This is a genomic window from Soonwooa sp. T0.1_25, assembly GCF_057652215.1.
Window position 1 is genome coordinate 492,474 of the sequence record NZ_JBYFBZ010000001.1, and the last position, 14,470, is coordinate 506,943.

Here is a 14,470-nt window from a genome sequence, read left to right on the forward strand (position 1 = left end):
ATAAAATATTTTTAAAACTGTAATAATCCAAATTAATGAACTATGAATTCTAAAATCGACTCACAATTCCCCAATGGATTTTGGTTTCAGAAAATTTAAAAGGATTTCCGAATTGATTTCCGTTCGAGATTTGGAAACTCATCAAACCAACGGGCAAGAAGAAATTAAAACCCAATCCCAAACTGTAAAGACTTGGACTGGCATTCAGACTTTTGTTAGACATTGTACCATACTGTGCGAAAACGTCGAAGAACGCTTGATCGTTGACGAGATAACGATATTCGGCGCCACCAAAGGCATAGAAGTCGCTGACCAAACTTAATTCGTTAAAACCTCGCATCGAATTCCAACCACCAAATCTAAAAAGTTCGTTGACGGACAAATCGTTTTTTGCCGATAACAAAGCAGATTCACCACGAAGATTCAGATAATGATTTCCTTTTAGATGAAAATTATGTTCGCCTGAAACAAAGTAACGCATTTGGTTAACCGAGAGATTGGTTTTATCGTAATTACTTTTAATAAAATCAACTTCTGCTCGGATATTTGTATTGTAAATAAACAACGGAATGTCGCTTCCAGATTGATATTGATACCAAACACCAATACCTTTTTTAGTGAAATCTTGAGCTTGCGTATACAGAGAATCTAGAACGGCTGACGATTCAAAAATCCCTCGAAGTCCAATTTTTTGATTCTGTGATAAATGTAAATACAATGCAGGACGGAATTTCACCGTTGCAAAAGTCGAATCTTGTCGATAGATATTAACGCCAACATTAACGCCGACATTCGACTTAAAAGTGTACGGAATATCGGTTTGCAAATCAAAAGTTTGACCTTTGTCAGGATTACGTTGCCAGTAAAGACTAATGCTTTCAAAACCGTTGAACATATTACGAAGCGCAATATTAATTGTTCCGTTAAAAGTGAATTTCTCGGTTTTATCGTTTCCAAAACCTAACATTCCATCAAAATTGTTGACACGTTTTTTTTGAAGAAAAAGATAAATTTGTGTAGAATCTTTCGTGAACAAAGTTTGCGGCGGTTTTTCCAAACTTACAAAAGTGTGACCTTGTAGATCTTTGTTGATGGCGACAAGGTTTTTATCATCGTACACTTTCCCGAGATAGGCTTTTTCTAGATTTTTAACAAAACGTTTGGGGACGCGCTCGTAACCGCGAACAACAAAAGAATTGATGCGTCGCTGTTGCGCAGGTACCACCGAAATTTCTATCGTTGGCTTATCGTTTTTAATCTCAATAAATTTTGTTCTAACACGATTAAATGCAAAACCTTTGTCTCTATATCTTTGATTAATTTTTAGCTTTAAAGAATCCAAATTTTTGACATAAATCTCCTTAGGATAATTGAATTCTTTTTGCAAACTATCCGAAAATTTAACTTGCGCTTGGTTAAAGTTGGGACCTTTGTCATAATAGATTTCGGTGTGTTGGTCTTTATTTTCTACCGAGTGTAATTTTGCAAAAAAGTAAGAGGTTTGCGCGAGACTGTCCAAAAACTTAACTGCCGCTGCCGAATCTTTTACGATGTTTTTCGTTTGCGTGTCTTTGTCAATCAGCCAAAAATCCCGTTGCTGTGCTTGCAAAAACACAGTCCAAAAAATCGCAATGATATAGAGTAGAGATTTCGGCATTAACAACGACCAACATTAGTTTAACAGAAATTACTTTAGATTATTGTATTTCTTCATCAGATGTTCGTATAAGTTTTGTGGCAAAATCCATTTCAACGGAACACCAATTTTTTGTCCAAAAGCACCAAAATAATAATGCGCTTTCCAGCTTGATTTTTGTAGAATTTGATCGATGTAGATGGCGACTTCCATTGTTTCATTGCCTTTGTCCACATGCGCGTTCATCAAAGCGTAGACTTTTTTAAAAATTTCTTGATAAGGTGCCGAGACATTGGTTTTGATGCGGTTGTCGGCAATATTGGTTTTGATGTCGCCAAGGTGAAGCGAGCAGACATTCACGTTCCACTGTTCAACTTCGTAGCGCATCGCTTCGGTAACCTTGTCGACCGCCGCTTTTGAGGCCGAATAAAATCCTCGGAAAGGCAAGCCCATCTCGCTACCAATACTCGAAATGTTAATGATTTGCCCTCTTTTTTGGGCACGCATGGTTGGCATTATGGCACTTATCATTTGCACCGTTCCGACCAGATTCAGGTTAAAAAGTTTTAAAATCTCATCTTGGCCAGAATCTTCTACAGCGCCTACCATTCCCATTCCAGCATTGTTGATGAGAACATCGATTTTGCCTTCTTTTTCAAGAATTTTCCCAACTGCATTTTTAACGTCATCATTCTTAGTGACATCCGTTGGTAGGCACATAAAATGTGGACTATCGGTCGTTTTCCGGCTAAGACCGTAGACTTTATTTCCTTTTTTACCAAAATATTCTGCAAGCGCAAAACCGATTCCAGTCGAACTTCCCGTGATGATGTATACTTTTGACATTTTATTAATTTTTAGGAGCAAGACCATTTTGTCGTTCTATGACAATATGGACCCGCTGTTCGCTATATCTTTTGTTGGTCGCTCGGTCGGCTACGCTACGCTCCGCCGCCTCACTCCCACACAAAAGGATGCCGCTTCCATCGGGGCTAGCGATAACTATTTTTACTTTTGTTTGATTATAATTGTTCGGTCACTTTTTTAAAATCTGTCCAAAATTCGGGATAAGATTTTTCAACCACTTGATCGTCCAAGATCTCAAGATCGTAGAGCAAAACTGCAGGTGCAAAAGCCATAGCCATACGATGATCATTATAAGTTTCGACTTGGATGTGTGCGTCAGCTTCACCAAAGTTGACAGATTCGATCCTGTCGTTGGTGATGATGGTTGTTGCGCCCAGTTTTTTTAATTCGTTTTGAAGCGCAACCAATCTATCCGTTTCTTTAACCTTTAGCGTTTGCAGACCAGTTATCGAAAACGGAATCTTCAAAAGCGTCGCCGTCACACACAAAGTTTGTGCAATGTCAGGACAATCATTCATATCCAAACTAATAAACTCGATAAGCTCATGATGCGGATCGGGCATTAATGCAATGCTGTTTTCCGCAAAATCTGATAATGTATCAATCCCGAAAAATTTCCAATACAATTCTTTTATAACGCTGTCGCCCTGCAAAGACAATGTTTTAAAACTTTTTAGATTAATAACTTTTCGACCAATTGCTGCCAAAGAATAATAATAAGATGCAGATGACCAATCGCTTTCCACTTCGTAATGTTGTGTTCTTAGGCTTTCTGTATGCGCTTCGATTTTAATTTGTTGACCGTCAAGTTTAGCTTCAATACCAAGATTATGCAGAATATGTAAAGTCATTTCCAGATAAGGACGAGAAGTGATTTCGCCAACCAGATTGATGTTAAGACCATTTTCTAGTTTAGCACCAATCAACATCAAAGATGTAATAAACTGACTCGAAATATTAGCAGGAATTTCAACTTCGTTTTTAGAAAGTTTTTTACCAACAATCTTTAAAGGCGGAAAACCATCATTTTCCAAATATTCAATATCAGCACCTAAAGATTTTAAAGCCGAAACCAAATCTTTAATCGGGCGTTGTTTCATTCTGTCCGAACCCGTCAAAGTCACCGTTCTTCCTTCTTGTATCGCCAGATAAGACGTTAAAAATCGCATCGCTGTTCCCGCATGATGGATGTCGATAACATCGCCAGTTTGGTTAAGCGCAGCCTCTAGGAGTTGCGTGTCCTGCGAATTTGATAAATTGAGAATGTCGATATGATTATACAGACCGGCCAAAATCAAAAGACGGTTCGAAATACTTTTCGAACCGGTAATTTGTATCTGTTGTCCGTCTATCAGTTGGGACTTTTTTAATAGCATAAAAGCTTTATTTTAGTTTTTCATTTTGAGCATGCCTTTCTGCATCACGCTCGGTTTTTAGTTTCATTTTTTTATCGAAAGCAGATTGCAAGTCCACGCCAGTTTGGTTAGCTAGACATAAAGTTACAAAGAGAACATCGGCCAATTCTTCACCCAAATCTTTGGATTTGTCAGATTCTTTTTCACTTTGTTCACCATAACGACGGGCAATAATTCTTGCTACTTCGCCAACTTCTTCGGTCAACATCGCCATATTGGTCAACTCGTTAAAATATCTAACGCCAACCGTTTTTATCCAAGCATCGACTTCTTGTTGAAGTTTTGTGATCTCCATTTTTAAAAGAGAATCTATTAAAATTCGTAAGCTCCAATTGTTGATGGACTCTTTCTATCTGTGCCAGTAATATCTTTTTCACCAGCCACAAGACGTATGCCTTTTCCGATTGCGCCAGAACCTTCTTTAACTTTTAAATTCATTTTGTGAATATAGTAGTTGGCGAATTTGGGTTCCACGTTTTTGATAGAATTTTGGATGTTGTTATTGTTTTCAAAAGCGAAACCTGCTTTATCATCATATTTTAACAAAGAGTTTTTAATGTTATAATTAAAGACTTGTCCAGTCGTTGGAGCAAAAAGAACTGCATTTGACAAATTGTTATAAGCAATCGAGTTAGTCATGTTGAAAATAAGCGGTTCTTTATACTCGTTATCGCCGTCTTTCCAAGAGTTGGTTGCGTAGATGCTCAAGCCGGAAAGACTTCCATTTAAGTCCCAATAATTTGCAAAAGTACTGTATGTCAAATTGTATGTACCACCTTTAAAGATTGCTAAATCTGCTTCGCCGCAATTGTTCATCACCAAATTGTTGGTTTTCAAAGTTGCACCAATTGCATAGATTCCAAAACTCTGGAAAGTGTGGATAATGCTATTGTTGATTGTTGCAGTATTATCTTTTAGTTGCAGACCAACCGTTCCACCATAGACTTTGGCGTAGTTCATATTAAGTGTAGAGGCAGCATCCATGCGTATTCCGTTCCAGTTTGCTGGTAGCGTGTCGTATCTCGTATCATTTCTATCACCACGGAAGATTACTTCGTTTTGATAGTCACCTTGTACATCAAGCCGCGCGCTTTTAGAAATTTTAAGTCCACTTTTCTTATGGAAATAGACTTTAGTTCCTTTTTCTATTGTCAGCCTTTTGCCTTCCGCAAGTGTTAAGTCGCCAAAAATAATTTTGGCTTTATCGTTTTTCCAAGTTGTATCGTCGGATAAGATGTTCGGATTTTTATCAGACTGAATAAAATACTCAGCATCTTGTACCACTGAGAAAAGCGTCACTTTTTGTTGTCCAGCTGAGGTTTCGAAGACCACTTTGTCTTCTGCAATCGCTTCGGGTGCGTTGGCAGTCGGCGCAATTTCTACAAAAACAAAAAGGCTGTCATTTTTTCTTAAAGGGATATTTTTAAAATCAGTTCCTGACTTTCCATCAACATTAATACGATAAAGAGAAGCATTACCTCCTTCTAGGGAAATTCTCGGGATTTGCACATCTTTATTGTCGTTATTATAGACTTTTACAGCATAAGTTTCGGAACGCATTTGGTTATAAACGGTGTCACAAAACACTGTGTCTGTCGAAAATTTCAACGATTGTACTGGCGTATCAAAAACGATATCGTCATTTTTACAAGAGAATAAAAATAAAGCACACCAAAAAGCTAATCCTAAAAGTACTCGTAGTTTCATCAAATTTTTTTAAAGTGTTTCAAAACTACAATAATTTTTTTTTTCAATCAATCTAAATTGAACTTAATCCTAAATATTGATTAAAATCACTAACTAACGTTTGTTAGTGTCGTTTATTTTTTTATATTTGTAAACGACCAATCACAAGATATTAATCTCGAAAATGATTTTTAATCCCAATGCAGAAGCTTTCTAAGTCTCGAACTCTAGTGAAATGGGACCAATTGTTGGTCGTGCTGATGAGATGGTGATTATTAGCGGTGTTAATTTTTTTCATACTCAGATTGCTGATGTTTTGGAAACTTATGATTTTGCTTCTGCTAATTATCAAAACAAATTAACACGAAAATCGGCAATGGATATAGTGAAAGTCTCAGTGGGAATTGAAGACGCCTTTTTGAGAAGTTGTGATATTTCTAAAATTTCATGCGAAAATAGAATATCAAGTGTATAAAATTAAAGATTGCATCGGATTGTCAATGGAAGTATGTCTTTGTAATAATGGTGATTTGCCAAGAAGTGAAGGAGGAAAGCTTAACCGAATTGTGGATAATCGAAATATCTAATTTAAAACGTAAAAATGGAATTAACCCAACCCAAAAAAAATATTAACGAAAGCAATTTGGAGGATTTTCTTAAGAATGCTTATCGACTGATGTTTACTGCTAAAAGTCTTACCGAATTGTATGAGGAAGAAAAACGTGTGGCTTCGAAATATGTGCATGCCACGTCTCGCGGGCACGAAGCGATACAATTAGCGGTAGGATTACAGCTTTTACCACAAGATTTTTTGAGTGCTTATTATCGTGATGATAGCATCCTTTTAGGTATTGGGATTACACCTTACGAGTTGATGCTTCAACTTTTAGCAAAGCGTGATGATCCTTTTTCTGGTGGTAGAACCTATTATTCTCATCCGAGTTTGAGACGTGACGACCTGCCGAAAATTCCGCATCAGAGTAGTGCAACTGGTATGCAAGCAATTCCAACAACGGGTGTTGCGATGGGTCTTAAATATAAAGAAGAATTGGGTCTTGCCGAAGGTTTCGATGATAAGCCAATTGTAGTATGCTCTCTTGGAGATGCAAGTTGTACGGAGGGCGAAGTGGCAGAGGCGTTCCAAATGGCAGCGCTTAAGCAACTTCCGATTTTGTATTTGGTACAAGATAATGAGTGGGATATTTCGGCGCATGCTTCAGAAATTCGTGCTCAAGATATATCAAAATATATTCAAGGTTTTGAAGGGATAGAGGCGAGGACAATCGATGGAACGGATTTTATTAAATCTTACGAAACAGTTAAAGAATGTATCCGCATTATTCGTGAAGAACGTCGACCGATGATGATTCATGCGAAGGTTCCTTTATTAAATCACCATACTTCTGGGGTTAGAAAAGAATGGTACCGTGACGATTTGGAAGAAGCAGCGACAAGAGATCCACTTCCAAAACTTAGAGAAAAATTATCAGAATTCGGAATCGACGATTCTGAAGTTTCAACGATAGAAAATGAGGTTTTAAACCTTGTTAAAACCGATTATCAAAGAGCTTTGCAAGCGGAAGATCCTCGACCAGAAGATTTGTTCACCCACGATTTTGTGCCAACACCAATTACCGAAGAAAAAGGAATACGTGTGCCAGAAGGCAAAGTGCCAACCGTAATGGTGGATTGCGCTTTGTTCGCCATTCGAGAAATTATGGACAAACATCCCGAATCTTTGTTGTACGGACAAGATGTTGGTGCACGTTTGGGTGGTGTTTTCCGTGAAGCGATTACTTTGGCGGGACAATTTGGCGACAAAAGAGTTTTCAATACACCAATCCAAGAAGCATTTATTATTGGATCAACGGTTGGTATGAGTGCTGTTGGGCTAAAACCAATTGTTGAGGTTCAGTTTGCTGATTATATTTGGCCAGGTCTTAATCAATTGTTTACCGAAGTAGCAAGAAGTTGTTATTTATCAAACGGAAAATGGCCAGTATCCATGATTTTGAGAGTTCCGATTGGCGCTTACGGAAGTGGTGGACCTTACCATTCAAGTTCTGTGGAAAGTGTTTTAACGAATATTAAAGGAATTAAAATCGCTTATCCATCGACAGGAGCAGATCTTAAAGGTTTGATGAAGTCGGCTTATTACGATCCAAATCCAGTAGTGATGTTGGAACATAAAGGACTTTATTGGTCAAAAATTGCAGGAACTGAAGAAGCAAAAACAATTGAGCCAGACGAAGATTATATCATTCCATTTGGGAAAGCTAGAGAAGTCTTGTTAGCAGATTCTCAAAAAGAGCGATCAACATTGACGATTATCACTTACGGAATGGGTGTTTATTGGGCGAGCAATACTGCTAAAGATTTTGAAGGTCGTGTAGAAATTATCGATTTAAGAACTTTGGCACCGCTTGACGAAAAAAGAATTTTTGAAAGTGTTAAAAAGCATAATCGTTGTATCGTTTTAACAGAAGAACCAGTACAGAATAGCTTTGCGCAAAGCATTGCAGCAAGAATTTCGGATACATGTTTCCGCGATTTGGATGCGCCTGTTAAAGTGGTTGGCGCTGAGAATATGCCAGCCATTCCACTTAACTCTGTTTTAGAAGAAACCATGCTTCCAAATGCTGAGAAATTAAAAATACAAATCGATCAGCTTTTAAAATATTAAAATGGCGCCATTAAGAACTAAAGTAAATAAAAGAGAACTTATCCTTACCGAAGCTTCGAAGCTTTTCAAAGATCGTGGTTTTGGCGGAACGGGCATGCGCGATATTGCTGAAAAAGTCGGTATGGAAGCAGCGTCGATGTACAATCATATCAAATCTAAAGACGAAATTTTAGAGTTGATTTGTTTTAAAATTGCTGACGCTTACACAACGCAACTTTCAGAAATTGCAGATACCGAGGCTAGTTTTCAAGATAAATTAAAACAAATTATCAAAGTCCACATAGACTTGATGATTCACGACGCAGCCGCGGTTTCGGTTGCAAATAACGATTGGAAGTATCTTCGTGATGAAAAGAAGGAAGAATATAAAAGCATCAGAAAATCTTACGAAAGAAGTTTTGCCTTTGTTCTTGAAGAAGGTATGAAAACTGGAGAATTCAAAACCATGAATGTTTCTGTAGCTTTGTTCACAATCTTGTCATCTTTGCGCTGGATCGAGCTTTGGTACAAGCCAAGCCGAGATATTTCGGCGGAAGAATTAGAAGAAGAGCTTTCAACAATTTTACTTAACGGAATAAATATTTAATAGATAATGTCAACAACTTTTCATCCTCTCAAAATAAAACAAATCAAACGCGAAACGCCAGACTGTGTTTCGGTAAGTTTTGACGTGCCAGAGGACTTAAAAGAGCAATTCAAATTTACGCAAGGACAATATTTAACATTCAAACAAATTAACGACGGCGAAGAGATTAGACGTTCGTATTCAATTTGTGCAAGTCCCTGCGAAGATGAACTAAAAGTTGCGGTGAAGAAGATCACGGATGGCGTATTTTCGAGCTATATCAACGATGTTGCAAAAGAAGGCGACGTGGTAGAAGTAATGACGCCACAAGGAACTTTCTTTACAGAACTAAAACCTGACAACAAAAAAACTTATGTTGCATTTGCGGCAGGAAGTGGCATTACACCAGTGATGTCAATCGTAAAATCTGTCCTAAAAAACGAACCTAACAGCAACTTTGTTTTAATCTACGGAAACCGAAACAAAGCGCACATTATCTTTAAAGAAGACATCGAAGCACTTAAGAATATCTTTATGGATAGACTTAGTGTTTATCATATTTTGAGTCGCGAAATTGCTGACGCCGATTTGTTGGCGGGACGTATCACAGGAGAAAAAGCGAAGTTGTTTTTAGAGCACATTGTCCCTGTTAATAATATTGATGAGGTTTTCCTTTGCGGACCAGAAGATATGATTCTTGGCGTTCGCGATACCTTGCAAGACGCAGGTTTAGAGCCTAAAAAGATTCATTTTGAATTGTTTTATAGTGCGACAGCTGAGGAGAAGAAAAAAGAACATGCACAAGCGGTTAACAGAGCAGACGATAAATACAGTAAAGTAACCGTTAAGTTGGACGCATCGGCGCTTAATATGGATTTGGCTTATCACGGTCAGACCATTTTGGATGCTGCATTGCAGAATGGCGCAGATTTGCCATACGCTTGTAAAGGCGGTGTTTGTGCGACTTGTAAGTGTAAATTGGAGAAAGGCGAAGTCGAAATGGACATCAATTATTCTTTGGAGCAAGATGAGTTGGATGCAGGATTTATCCTGTCTTGTCAGGCGCATCCGCGTTCGGAGGAAGTTATTGTTAACTTTGACATCAAGTAATTATAGATTGATTATTTGGGCAGCTTTTCCGCCTTCCGCTCCCGCTATTTTTTTGCAAAAGCTTAATCCGCCGCAAAAAAAATGAGCTCCGCTCAAATCGAGGAACGAGATTCATCGATTCAAAAAATGAATTTAAGAAATGAGATAAGTCGGGCTGCGACAACATAACGCAGAAATGTTTTGCTCCTTCGGACAAACCATAAAAATAATAATCAGCCCCAACGGGGCGATTTAACCAAGGATAGGATGTAATTCTATCAAGAAAGAGGAAGAATGTTAAGCCCCAACGGGGCGATTTAACAAAGAATAGGATGCAATCCTATCAATGAAAAAAAAGATTATTAATCGACATAAAATAGGATTTGTCCTATCTTATAAATGATTTAAAAAATTTAATTCCATTAAAAAATAAAATTATGGAAACAACAGAAATCAACTTGGAACAACATTTCCAAAACAAAATCGATAACGAAATCCGCATCGAACCAAAAGATTGGATGCCGGAAGCTTATAGAAAGACGCTTATTCGTCAGATTTCTCAACACGCACATTCCGAGATTGTTGGGATGTTGCCGGAAGCCAATTGGATTACCAGAGCACCAAGCTTGAAACGTAAAAAAATCCTTTTAGCAAAAGTTCAAGATGAAGGCGGACATGGTTTATACCTTTATTGTGCAGCCGAAACTTTAGGCGTAACACGTGACGAAACACTTCGTGACCTACATTCAGGGAAAGCAAAATATTCAAGTATCTTCAATTATCCAACATTAACTTGGGCAGATATGGGTGCAATTGGTTGGTTGGTAGACGGTGCGGCAATTCTTAACCAAGTGCCATTGTGTAGAGCATCTTATGGCCCTTATGCAAGGGCGATGGTTAGGATTTGTAAAGAAGAAAGTTTCCACCAACGTCAAGGTTACGAGTTGATGATGAAGTTGGCTCAAGGCTCACCGGAACAAAAAGAAATGGCACAAGACGCATTCAACCGTTGGTGGTGGCCAACCTTGATGATGTTTGGACCTCGTGATGCCGAATCAGGAAACACCGAAGCTTCTATGAACTGGAGAATTAAACGTTTCTCAAACGATGAGTTAAGACAACGATTTGTAGATATGACGGTGCCACAAGCCGAATATTTAGGATTGACAATTCCAGATCCAGATTTAAAGTTCAACGAAGAAACTGGACACTACGAATTCGGAGAAATCGATTGGGAAGAATTCTGGAATGTCGTTAAAGGCAACGGAATGTGCAACAAAGAAAGACTCGAAGTACGTCGCAAAGCTTTCGACGAAGGCGCTTGGGTACGAGACGCGGCAACAGCTTACCACGAAAAAAGAAAACAAAAAGAACAACAGAAAAAAATAAGTTAAGATGCAAAATAACGAATGGCCACTTTGGGAAGTCTTCATCAGAAGCCGCCAAGGACTAGATCACAAACATGTTGGTAGCCTTCATGCTGCCGATGCAGAAATGGCAATTCAAAATGCCAGAGATGTTTACACCAGACGTTTGGAGGGTGTTAGTATTTGGGTTGTTGAGTCCAAATTTATCACCGCTTCTAGTCCCGACGATGCAGGTGCATTTTATGAGCCTTCGGAGGACAAGGTATACAGACATCCGACCTTCTACCACGTTCCTGAAGAAATCAAAAATATGTAAAACAATTTGGGCAGCTTTTCCGTCCTCCGTTCCCGCTTTTTTGTTTCGCTACGCTACACAAAAAGAGCTCCACTCAGGCCGGGCTGCAGATTCGGGTTCCGATTTTAATTTTCGGAGGAAGATAAAATTTTTAGCCCAATTGGACTTAATTATAAAGTCCATCAACAAATTTAAAATTAAAACTTGCGCATTTTAGCGTTTCAAGTAAAATGGAAAATAAAGAAAACAACCAGCTCAACTATCTTCTTCATTTGGCAGATACCAGCATGATTCTTGGGCAACGTTTGTCAGAATGGTGTGGCAAAGGACCTGTTTTAGAACAAGATATTGCATTGTCAAATATTGCTTTGGATCTTTTAGGAGAAGCATCTCATTATTATGAGTTAGCGGCTAATCTACAAGGTGAAGGCAAAACTGAAGACGATTTAGCATTTTTACGCAACGAAAGAGATTTCAAAAATCTTTTAATCACCGAACGTCCAAACGGACATTTCGGAGATACCATTGCAAGACAGTTTTACTTCGATATCTATCATGTTTTGTTGTTAAATGAACTGAAGAAATCTTCAAATTCAGAAATTGCAGCCATCGCTGAAAAATCTTTGAAGGAAGCAACTTACCATACAAAATGGAGCTCAGAATGGGTAATCCGTTTAGGTGATGGCACTGAAGAAAGTCATGATAAAATTCAAAAATCAATTCTTGATTTTGTTGATTATACCGACGAAATGTTCATTCCAACTAATTGGGAAAGGTCTTTGATAGCTTCAGGTGAAATGCCAGACATCACAACTTTTAAAGATAAATGGATAACTCGTGTTAATCAGGTTTTAGAAGAAGCGACGTTGACTGTTGATTTTTCAAAATCAAGAAAATTAATTGGTGGTAAAGACGGTAAACATACCGAGGCTTTAGGTTACATATTTGCAGAAATGCAATATATGCAACGCACTTACCCTAATATGGAATGGTAAATTAGTTGAGCCACTTCGTAGTTCTCCTCATACTAATCTTTACATTTGAAAATATGCTTCAACTTGTATAGTCCCGAAGGTACGAATTATCATAGCATTGGGTTTTAACCGATGGCTAAAATTAATAACGACGATTACAAACCGTCGAAATAGCAGCAAGAAATGCAGTTTAAAGAAGAACAAATTTGGCGGTTTTTAAGTGAAGTACAGGATCCAGAAGTTCCTGTGCTTAACATTTTGGAACTTGGCATTGTCAGAGAAGTTCTTATCAAAGATGATGATGTCGAAGTTGTTGTAACGCCAACATATTCAGGTTGTCCAGCAACATCAATGATCAATAAGTCAATTCGATTAAAACTTATTGAAAAAGGTATCAAGAATGTAAAATTAACCAATCGATTAAGTCCGGCTTGGACGACTGATTGGATGACAGCGGAGGCAAAAGAAAAACTAAAAGCTTATGGCATTGCGCCACCAGTTTATTCTAAAACAAATCAAGACGATTTGTTTGCAAAGCCCGATGAGGTGCCTTGTCCACATTGCGGATCAAGTCATACAAAATTGATAAGTCAATTTGGATCGACGGCTTGCAAAGCATTATATCAATGCGAAGACTGCCGCGAACCTTTTGACTATTTTAAATGTCATTAATAAAAATGAAATTCTAATATTAAAAAGTAAATGAAAATAGGAATTGTAGGAAGTGGCGCAATGGGAAGCGGAATTGCTCAAGTTGTCGCAATGGCGGGCAATGATATTTGTCTGTACGATAGCAATCCGATTGCGTTAGAGAAAGCTGGCGCTAATCTAGAAGCAACCTTTCAAAAACTGGCTGACAAAGGAAAAATTTCTTTGCAAGATTCTGAACTTTATTTTAGTAAAATTCGATTAGTTAATAAATTGGATGAACTTTCGCATTCGGAATTAATTATAGAAGCAATTATCGAAGATTTAGATATCAAAAAAGATTTGTTTCAAAAATTAGAAAATTTAGTATCTGAAGATTGTATTTTGGCAAGTAACACGTCTTCGTTGTCAATGGCTTCTATTGCAGCGTCTTGCCAAAAACCAAATCGTGTTATCGGAATTCACTTTTTTAATCCAGCACCTTTGATGGCTTTGGTTGAAATTATTCCTGCTGTACAAACCAATCCTGCTATAGTTACACAAACGAAATCTTTAGTTGAAAACTGGAAAAAACTTCCTGCTATTGCGAAAGATACACCAGGATTTATCGTGAATCGTGTGGCAAGACCTTTCTATGGAGAAGCAATCAGAATTTTAGAAGAAGGCGTTGCAGATTGTGCGACGATTGATTATGCCATGACAAGTTTGGGAGGTTTCCGAATGGGACCTTTCCTGTTGATGGATTTTATAGGACATGACGTTAACTATCGTGTTACAGAAAGTGTTTTCAAGGAGTTTTTCTATGATCCAAAATTTAAACCATCGTTTACTCAAAAACGATTATTCGAAGCTGGATTTTATGGAAGAAAGTCGGGTAGAGGTTTTTATGACTATTCAGAAAATGCGACACAGCCAGAACTAGATACAAATCCTAAACTTTTAGAAAAAATTTTTAAAAGAGTTTTAATAATGTTGATGAATGAAGCAGCAGATGCCTATTTCTTAAATATTGCTTCAGTTGAAGATATCGATGTTGCAATGACTAAAGGCGTTAATTACCCGAAAGGACTATTAGCTTGGGCAGACGAATTTGGACTTCAAAATTTAGAAAAAGAATTGGATGAACTTTATAACTTCTATCATGAAGATCGCTACCGTTGTAGTCCAATTATCCGTCGTTTAGCCAAAGAAAACAAAACTTTTTATTAACGATAGAAAAAAATATTAATTGTAAAATCTAATATC

General features: G+C 37.8%; 15 protein-coding genes. 10 read left to right on the forward strand and 5 right to left on the reverse strand.

The genetic code is table 11. The annotated features are described in order from the left end of the window. Positions 1 to 49: 49 nt before the first annotated feature. The 5 genes from AC23MB_RS02320 to AC23MB_RS02340 all read right to left on the reverse strand — a co-directional run bounded on the left by AC23MB_RS02320 (position 50) and on the right by AC23MB_RS02340 (position 5,625). Positions 50 to 1,657: a BamA/TamA family outer membrane protein gene (locus AC23MB_RS02320; protein WP_313026788.1), complete on the reverse strand. Its 1,608-nt coding sequence runs from the start codon at positions 1,655 to 1,657 to the stop codon at positions 50 to 52. Between the two features lie 30 nt (positions 1,658 to 1,687). After that, complete coding sequence (locus AC23MB_RS02325) at positions 1,688 to 2,482, reverse strand: SDR family oxidoreductase (RefSeq protein ID WP_487786439.1); 795 nt, start codon at positions 2,480 to 2,482, stop codon at positions 1,688 to 1,690. A 176-nt stretch (positions 2,483 to 2,658) separates the two neighbouring features. Then, the gene (locus AC23MB_RS02330; RefSeq protein ID WP_487786440.1) at positions 2,659 to 3,879 is read right to left on the reverse strand and encodes a 3-phosphoshikimate 1-carboxyvinyltransferase; all 1,221 of its coding nucleotides are present in this window, start codon (positions 3,877 to 3,879) and stop codon (positions 2,659 to 2,661) included. 7 nt (positions 3,880 to 3,886) lie between these two features. Beyond that, complete coding sequence (locus AC23MB_RS02335) at positions 3,887 to 4,213, reverse strand: nucleotide pyrophosphohydrolase (protein ID WP_079666692.1); 327 nt, start codon at positions 4,211 to 4,213, stop codon at positions 3,887 to 3,889. A gap of 17 nt (positions 4,214 to 4,230) precedes the next feature. Continuing rightward, on the reverse strand, positions 4,231 to 5,625 hold the full coding sequence (locus tag AC23MB_RS02340; protein ID WP_487786441.1) for a hypothetical protein: 1,395 nt from the start codon (positions 5,623 to 5,625) through the stop codon (positions 4,231 to 4,233). Positions 5,626 to 5,839: 214 nt separating this feature from the next. Between AC23MB_RS02340 and AC23MB_RS02345 the strand changes: the two genes are divergently transcribed. The 10 genes from AC23MB_RS02345 (at position 5,840) to AC23MB_RS02390 (ending at position 14,434) form a co-directional block, all read left to right on the forward strand. After that, positions 5,840 to 6,079 (forward strand): hypothetical protein, encoded by a 240-nt coding sequence (locus AC23MB_RS02345; RefSeq protein ID WP_487786442.1) that lies wholly within the window; start codon positions 5,840 to 5,842, stop codon positions 6,077 to 6,079. After that, on the forward strand, positions 6,072 to 6,191 hold the full coding sequence (locus AC23MB_RS02350; protein ID WP_313215383.1) for a hypothetical protein: 120 nt from the start codon (positions 6,072 to 6,074) through the stop codon (positions 6,189 to 6,191). Before AC23MB_RS02345 ends, AC23MB_RS02350 begins: the two co-directional genes overlap by 8 nt. A 14-nt stretch (positions 6,192 to 6,205) precedes the next feature. Beyond that, the gene (locus AC23MB_RS02355) at positions 6,206 to 8,287 is read left to right on the forward strand and encodes an alpha-ketoacid dehydrogenase subunit alpha/beta (protein ID WP_487786443.1); all 2,082 of its coding nucleotides are present in this window, start codon (positions 6,206 to 6,208) and stop codon (positions 8,285 to 8,287) included. Between the two features lies 1 nt (position 8,288). Then, positions 8,289 to 8,873, forward strand: a complete 585-nt coding sequence (locus AC23MB_RS02360; RefSeq protein WP_312321820.1) for a TetR/AcrR family transcriptional regulator — start codon at positions 8,289 to 8,291, stop codon at positions 8,871 to 8,873. A 6-nt stretch (positions 8,874 to 8,879) separates the two neighbouring features. Further along, entirely contained in the window at positions 8,880 to 9,962 is a 1,083-nt protein-coding gene (gene paaE / locus AC23MB_RS02365) for a 1,2-phenylacetyl-CoA epoxidase subunit PaaE (RefSeq protein WP_487786444.1), read from the forward strand. 416 nt (positions 9,963 to 10,378) lie between these two features. Next, the gene (gene paaA / locus AC23MB_RS02370; RefSeq protein WP_313026755.1) at positions 10,379 to 11,335 is read left to right on the forward strand and encodes a 1,2-phenylacetyl-CoA epoxidase subunit PaaA; all 957 of its coding nucleotides are present in this window, start codon (positions 10,379 to 10,381) and stop codon (positions 11,333 to 11,335) included. 1 nt (position 11,336) lies between these two features. Continuing rightward, a complete protein-coding gene (paaB, locus tag AC23MB_RS02375) occupies positions 11,337 to 11,624 on the forward strand; it encodes a 1,2-phenylacetyl-CoA epoxidase subunit PaaB (protein WP_079666698.1) in 288 nt (95 codons plus the stop codon). Positions 11,625 to 11,833: 209 nt separating this feature from the next. Continuing rightward, complete coding sequence (paaC, locus tag AC23MB_RS02380; RefSeq protein WP_312321817.1) at positions 11,834 to 12,598, forward strand: 1,2-phenylacetyl-CoA epoxidase subunit PaaC; 765 nt, start codon at positions 11,834 to 11,836, stop codon at positions 12,596 to 12,598. A 162-nt stretch (positions 12,599 to 12,760) separates the two neighbouring features. Then, complete coding sequence (gene paaD / locus AC23MB_RS02385) at positions 12,761 to 13,249, forward strand: 1,2-phenylacetyl-CoA epoxidase subunit PaaD (RefSeq protein WP_313026743.1); 489 nt, start codon at positions 12,761 to 12,763, stop codon at positions 13,247 to 13,249. A 30-nt stretch (positions 13,250 to 13,279) separates the two neighbouring features. Then, positions 13,280 to 14,434, forward strand: a complete 1,155-nt coding sequence (locus AC23MB_RS02390; protein ID WP_313026738.1) for a 3-hydroxyacyl-CoA dehydrogenase NAD-binding domain-containing protein — start codon at positions 13,280 to 13,282, stop codon at positions 14,432 to 14,434. Positions 14,435 to 14,470 lie beyond the last annotated feature (36 nt).

What these genes read in the sequence shown, in the direction of transcription:
- AC23MB_RS02390 (WP_313026738.1), top strand. Translation starts at nt 13,280, where the DNA reads ATGAAAATAGGAATTGTAGGAAGTGGCGCAATGGGAAGCGGAATTGCT.
- AC23MB_RS02355 (WP_487786443.1), top strand. Translation starts at nt 6,206, where the DNA reads ATGGAATTAACCCAACCCAAAAAAAATATTAACGAAAGCAATTTGGAG.
- AC23MB_RS02320 (WP_313026788.1), bottom strand. Translation starts at nt 1,657, where the DNA reads ATGCCGAAATCTCTACTCTATATCATTGCGATTTTTTGGACTGTGTTT.
- paaE (WP_487786444.1), top strand. Translation starts at nt 8,880, where the DNA reads ATGTCAACAACTTTTCATCCTCTCAAAATAAAACAAATCAAACGCGAA.
- AC23MB_RS02345 (WP_487786442.1), top strand. Translation starts at nt 5,840, where the DNA reads ATGGGACCAATTGTTGGTCGTGCTGATGAGATGGTGATTATTAGCGGT.
- paaB (WP_079666698.1), top strand. Translation starts at nt 11,337, where the DNA reads ATGCAAAATAACGAATGGCCACTTTGGGAAGTCTTCATCAGAAGCCGC.
- AC23MB_RS02330 (WP_487786440.1), bottom strand. Translation starts at nt 3,879, where the DNA reads ATGCTATTAAAAAAGTCCCAACTGATAGACGGACAACAGATACAAATT.
- AC23MB_RS02340 (WP_487786441.1), bottom strand. Translation starts at nt 5,625, where the DNA reads ATGAAACTACGAGTACTTTTAGGATTAGCTTTTTGGTGTGCTTTATTT.
- AC23MB_RS02335 (WP_079666692.1), bottom strand. Translation starts at nt 4,213, where the DNA reads ATGGAGATCACAAAACTTCAACAAGAAGTCGATGCTTGGATAAAAACG.
- AC23MB_RS02360 (WP_312321820.1), top strand. Translation starts at nt 8,289, where the DNA reads ATGGCGCCATTAAGAACTAAAGTAAATAAAAGAGAACTTATCCTTACC.
- paaD (WP_313026743.1), top strand. Translation starts at nt 12,761, where the DNA reads ATGCAGTTTAAAGAAGAACAAATTTGGCGGTTTTTAAGTGAAGTACAG.
- AC23MB_RS02325 (WP_487786439.1), bottom strand. Translation starts at nt 2,482, where the DNA reads ATGTCAAAAGTATACATCATCACGGGAAGTTCGACTGGAATCGGTTTT.
- paaC (WP_312321817.1), top strand. Translation starts at nt 11,834, where the DNA reads ATGGAAAATAAAGAAAACAACCAGCTCAACTATCTTCTTCATTTGGCA.
- paaA (WP_313026755.1), top strand. Translation starts at nt 10,379, where the DNA reads ATGGAAACAACAGAAATCAACTTGGAACAACATTTCCAAAACAAAATC.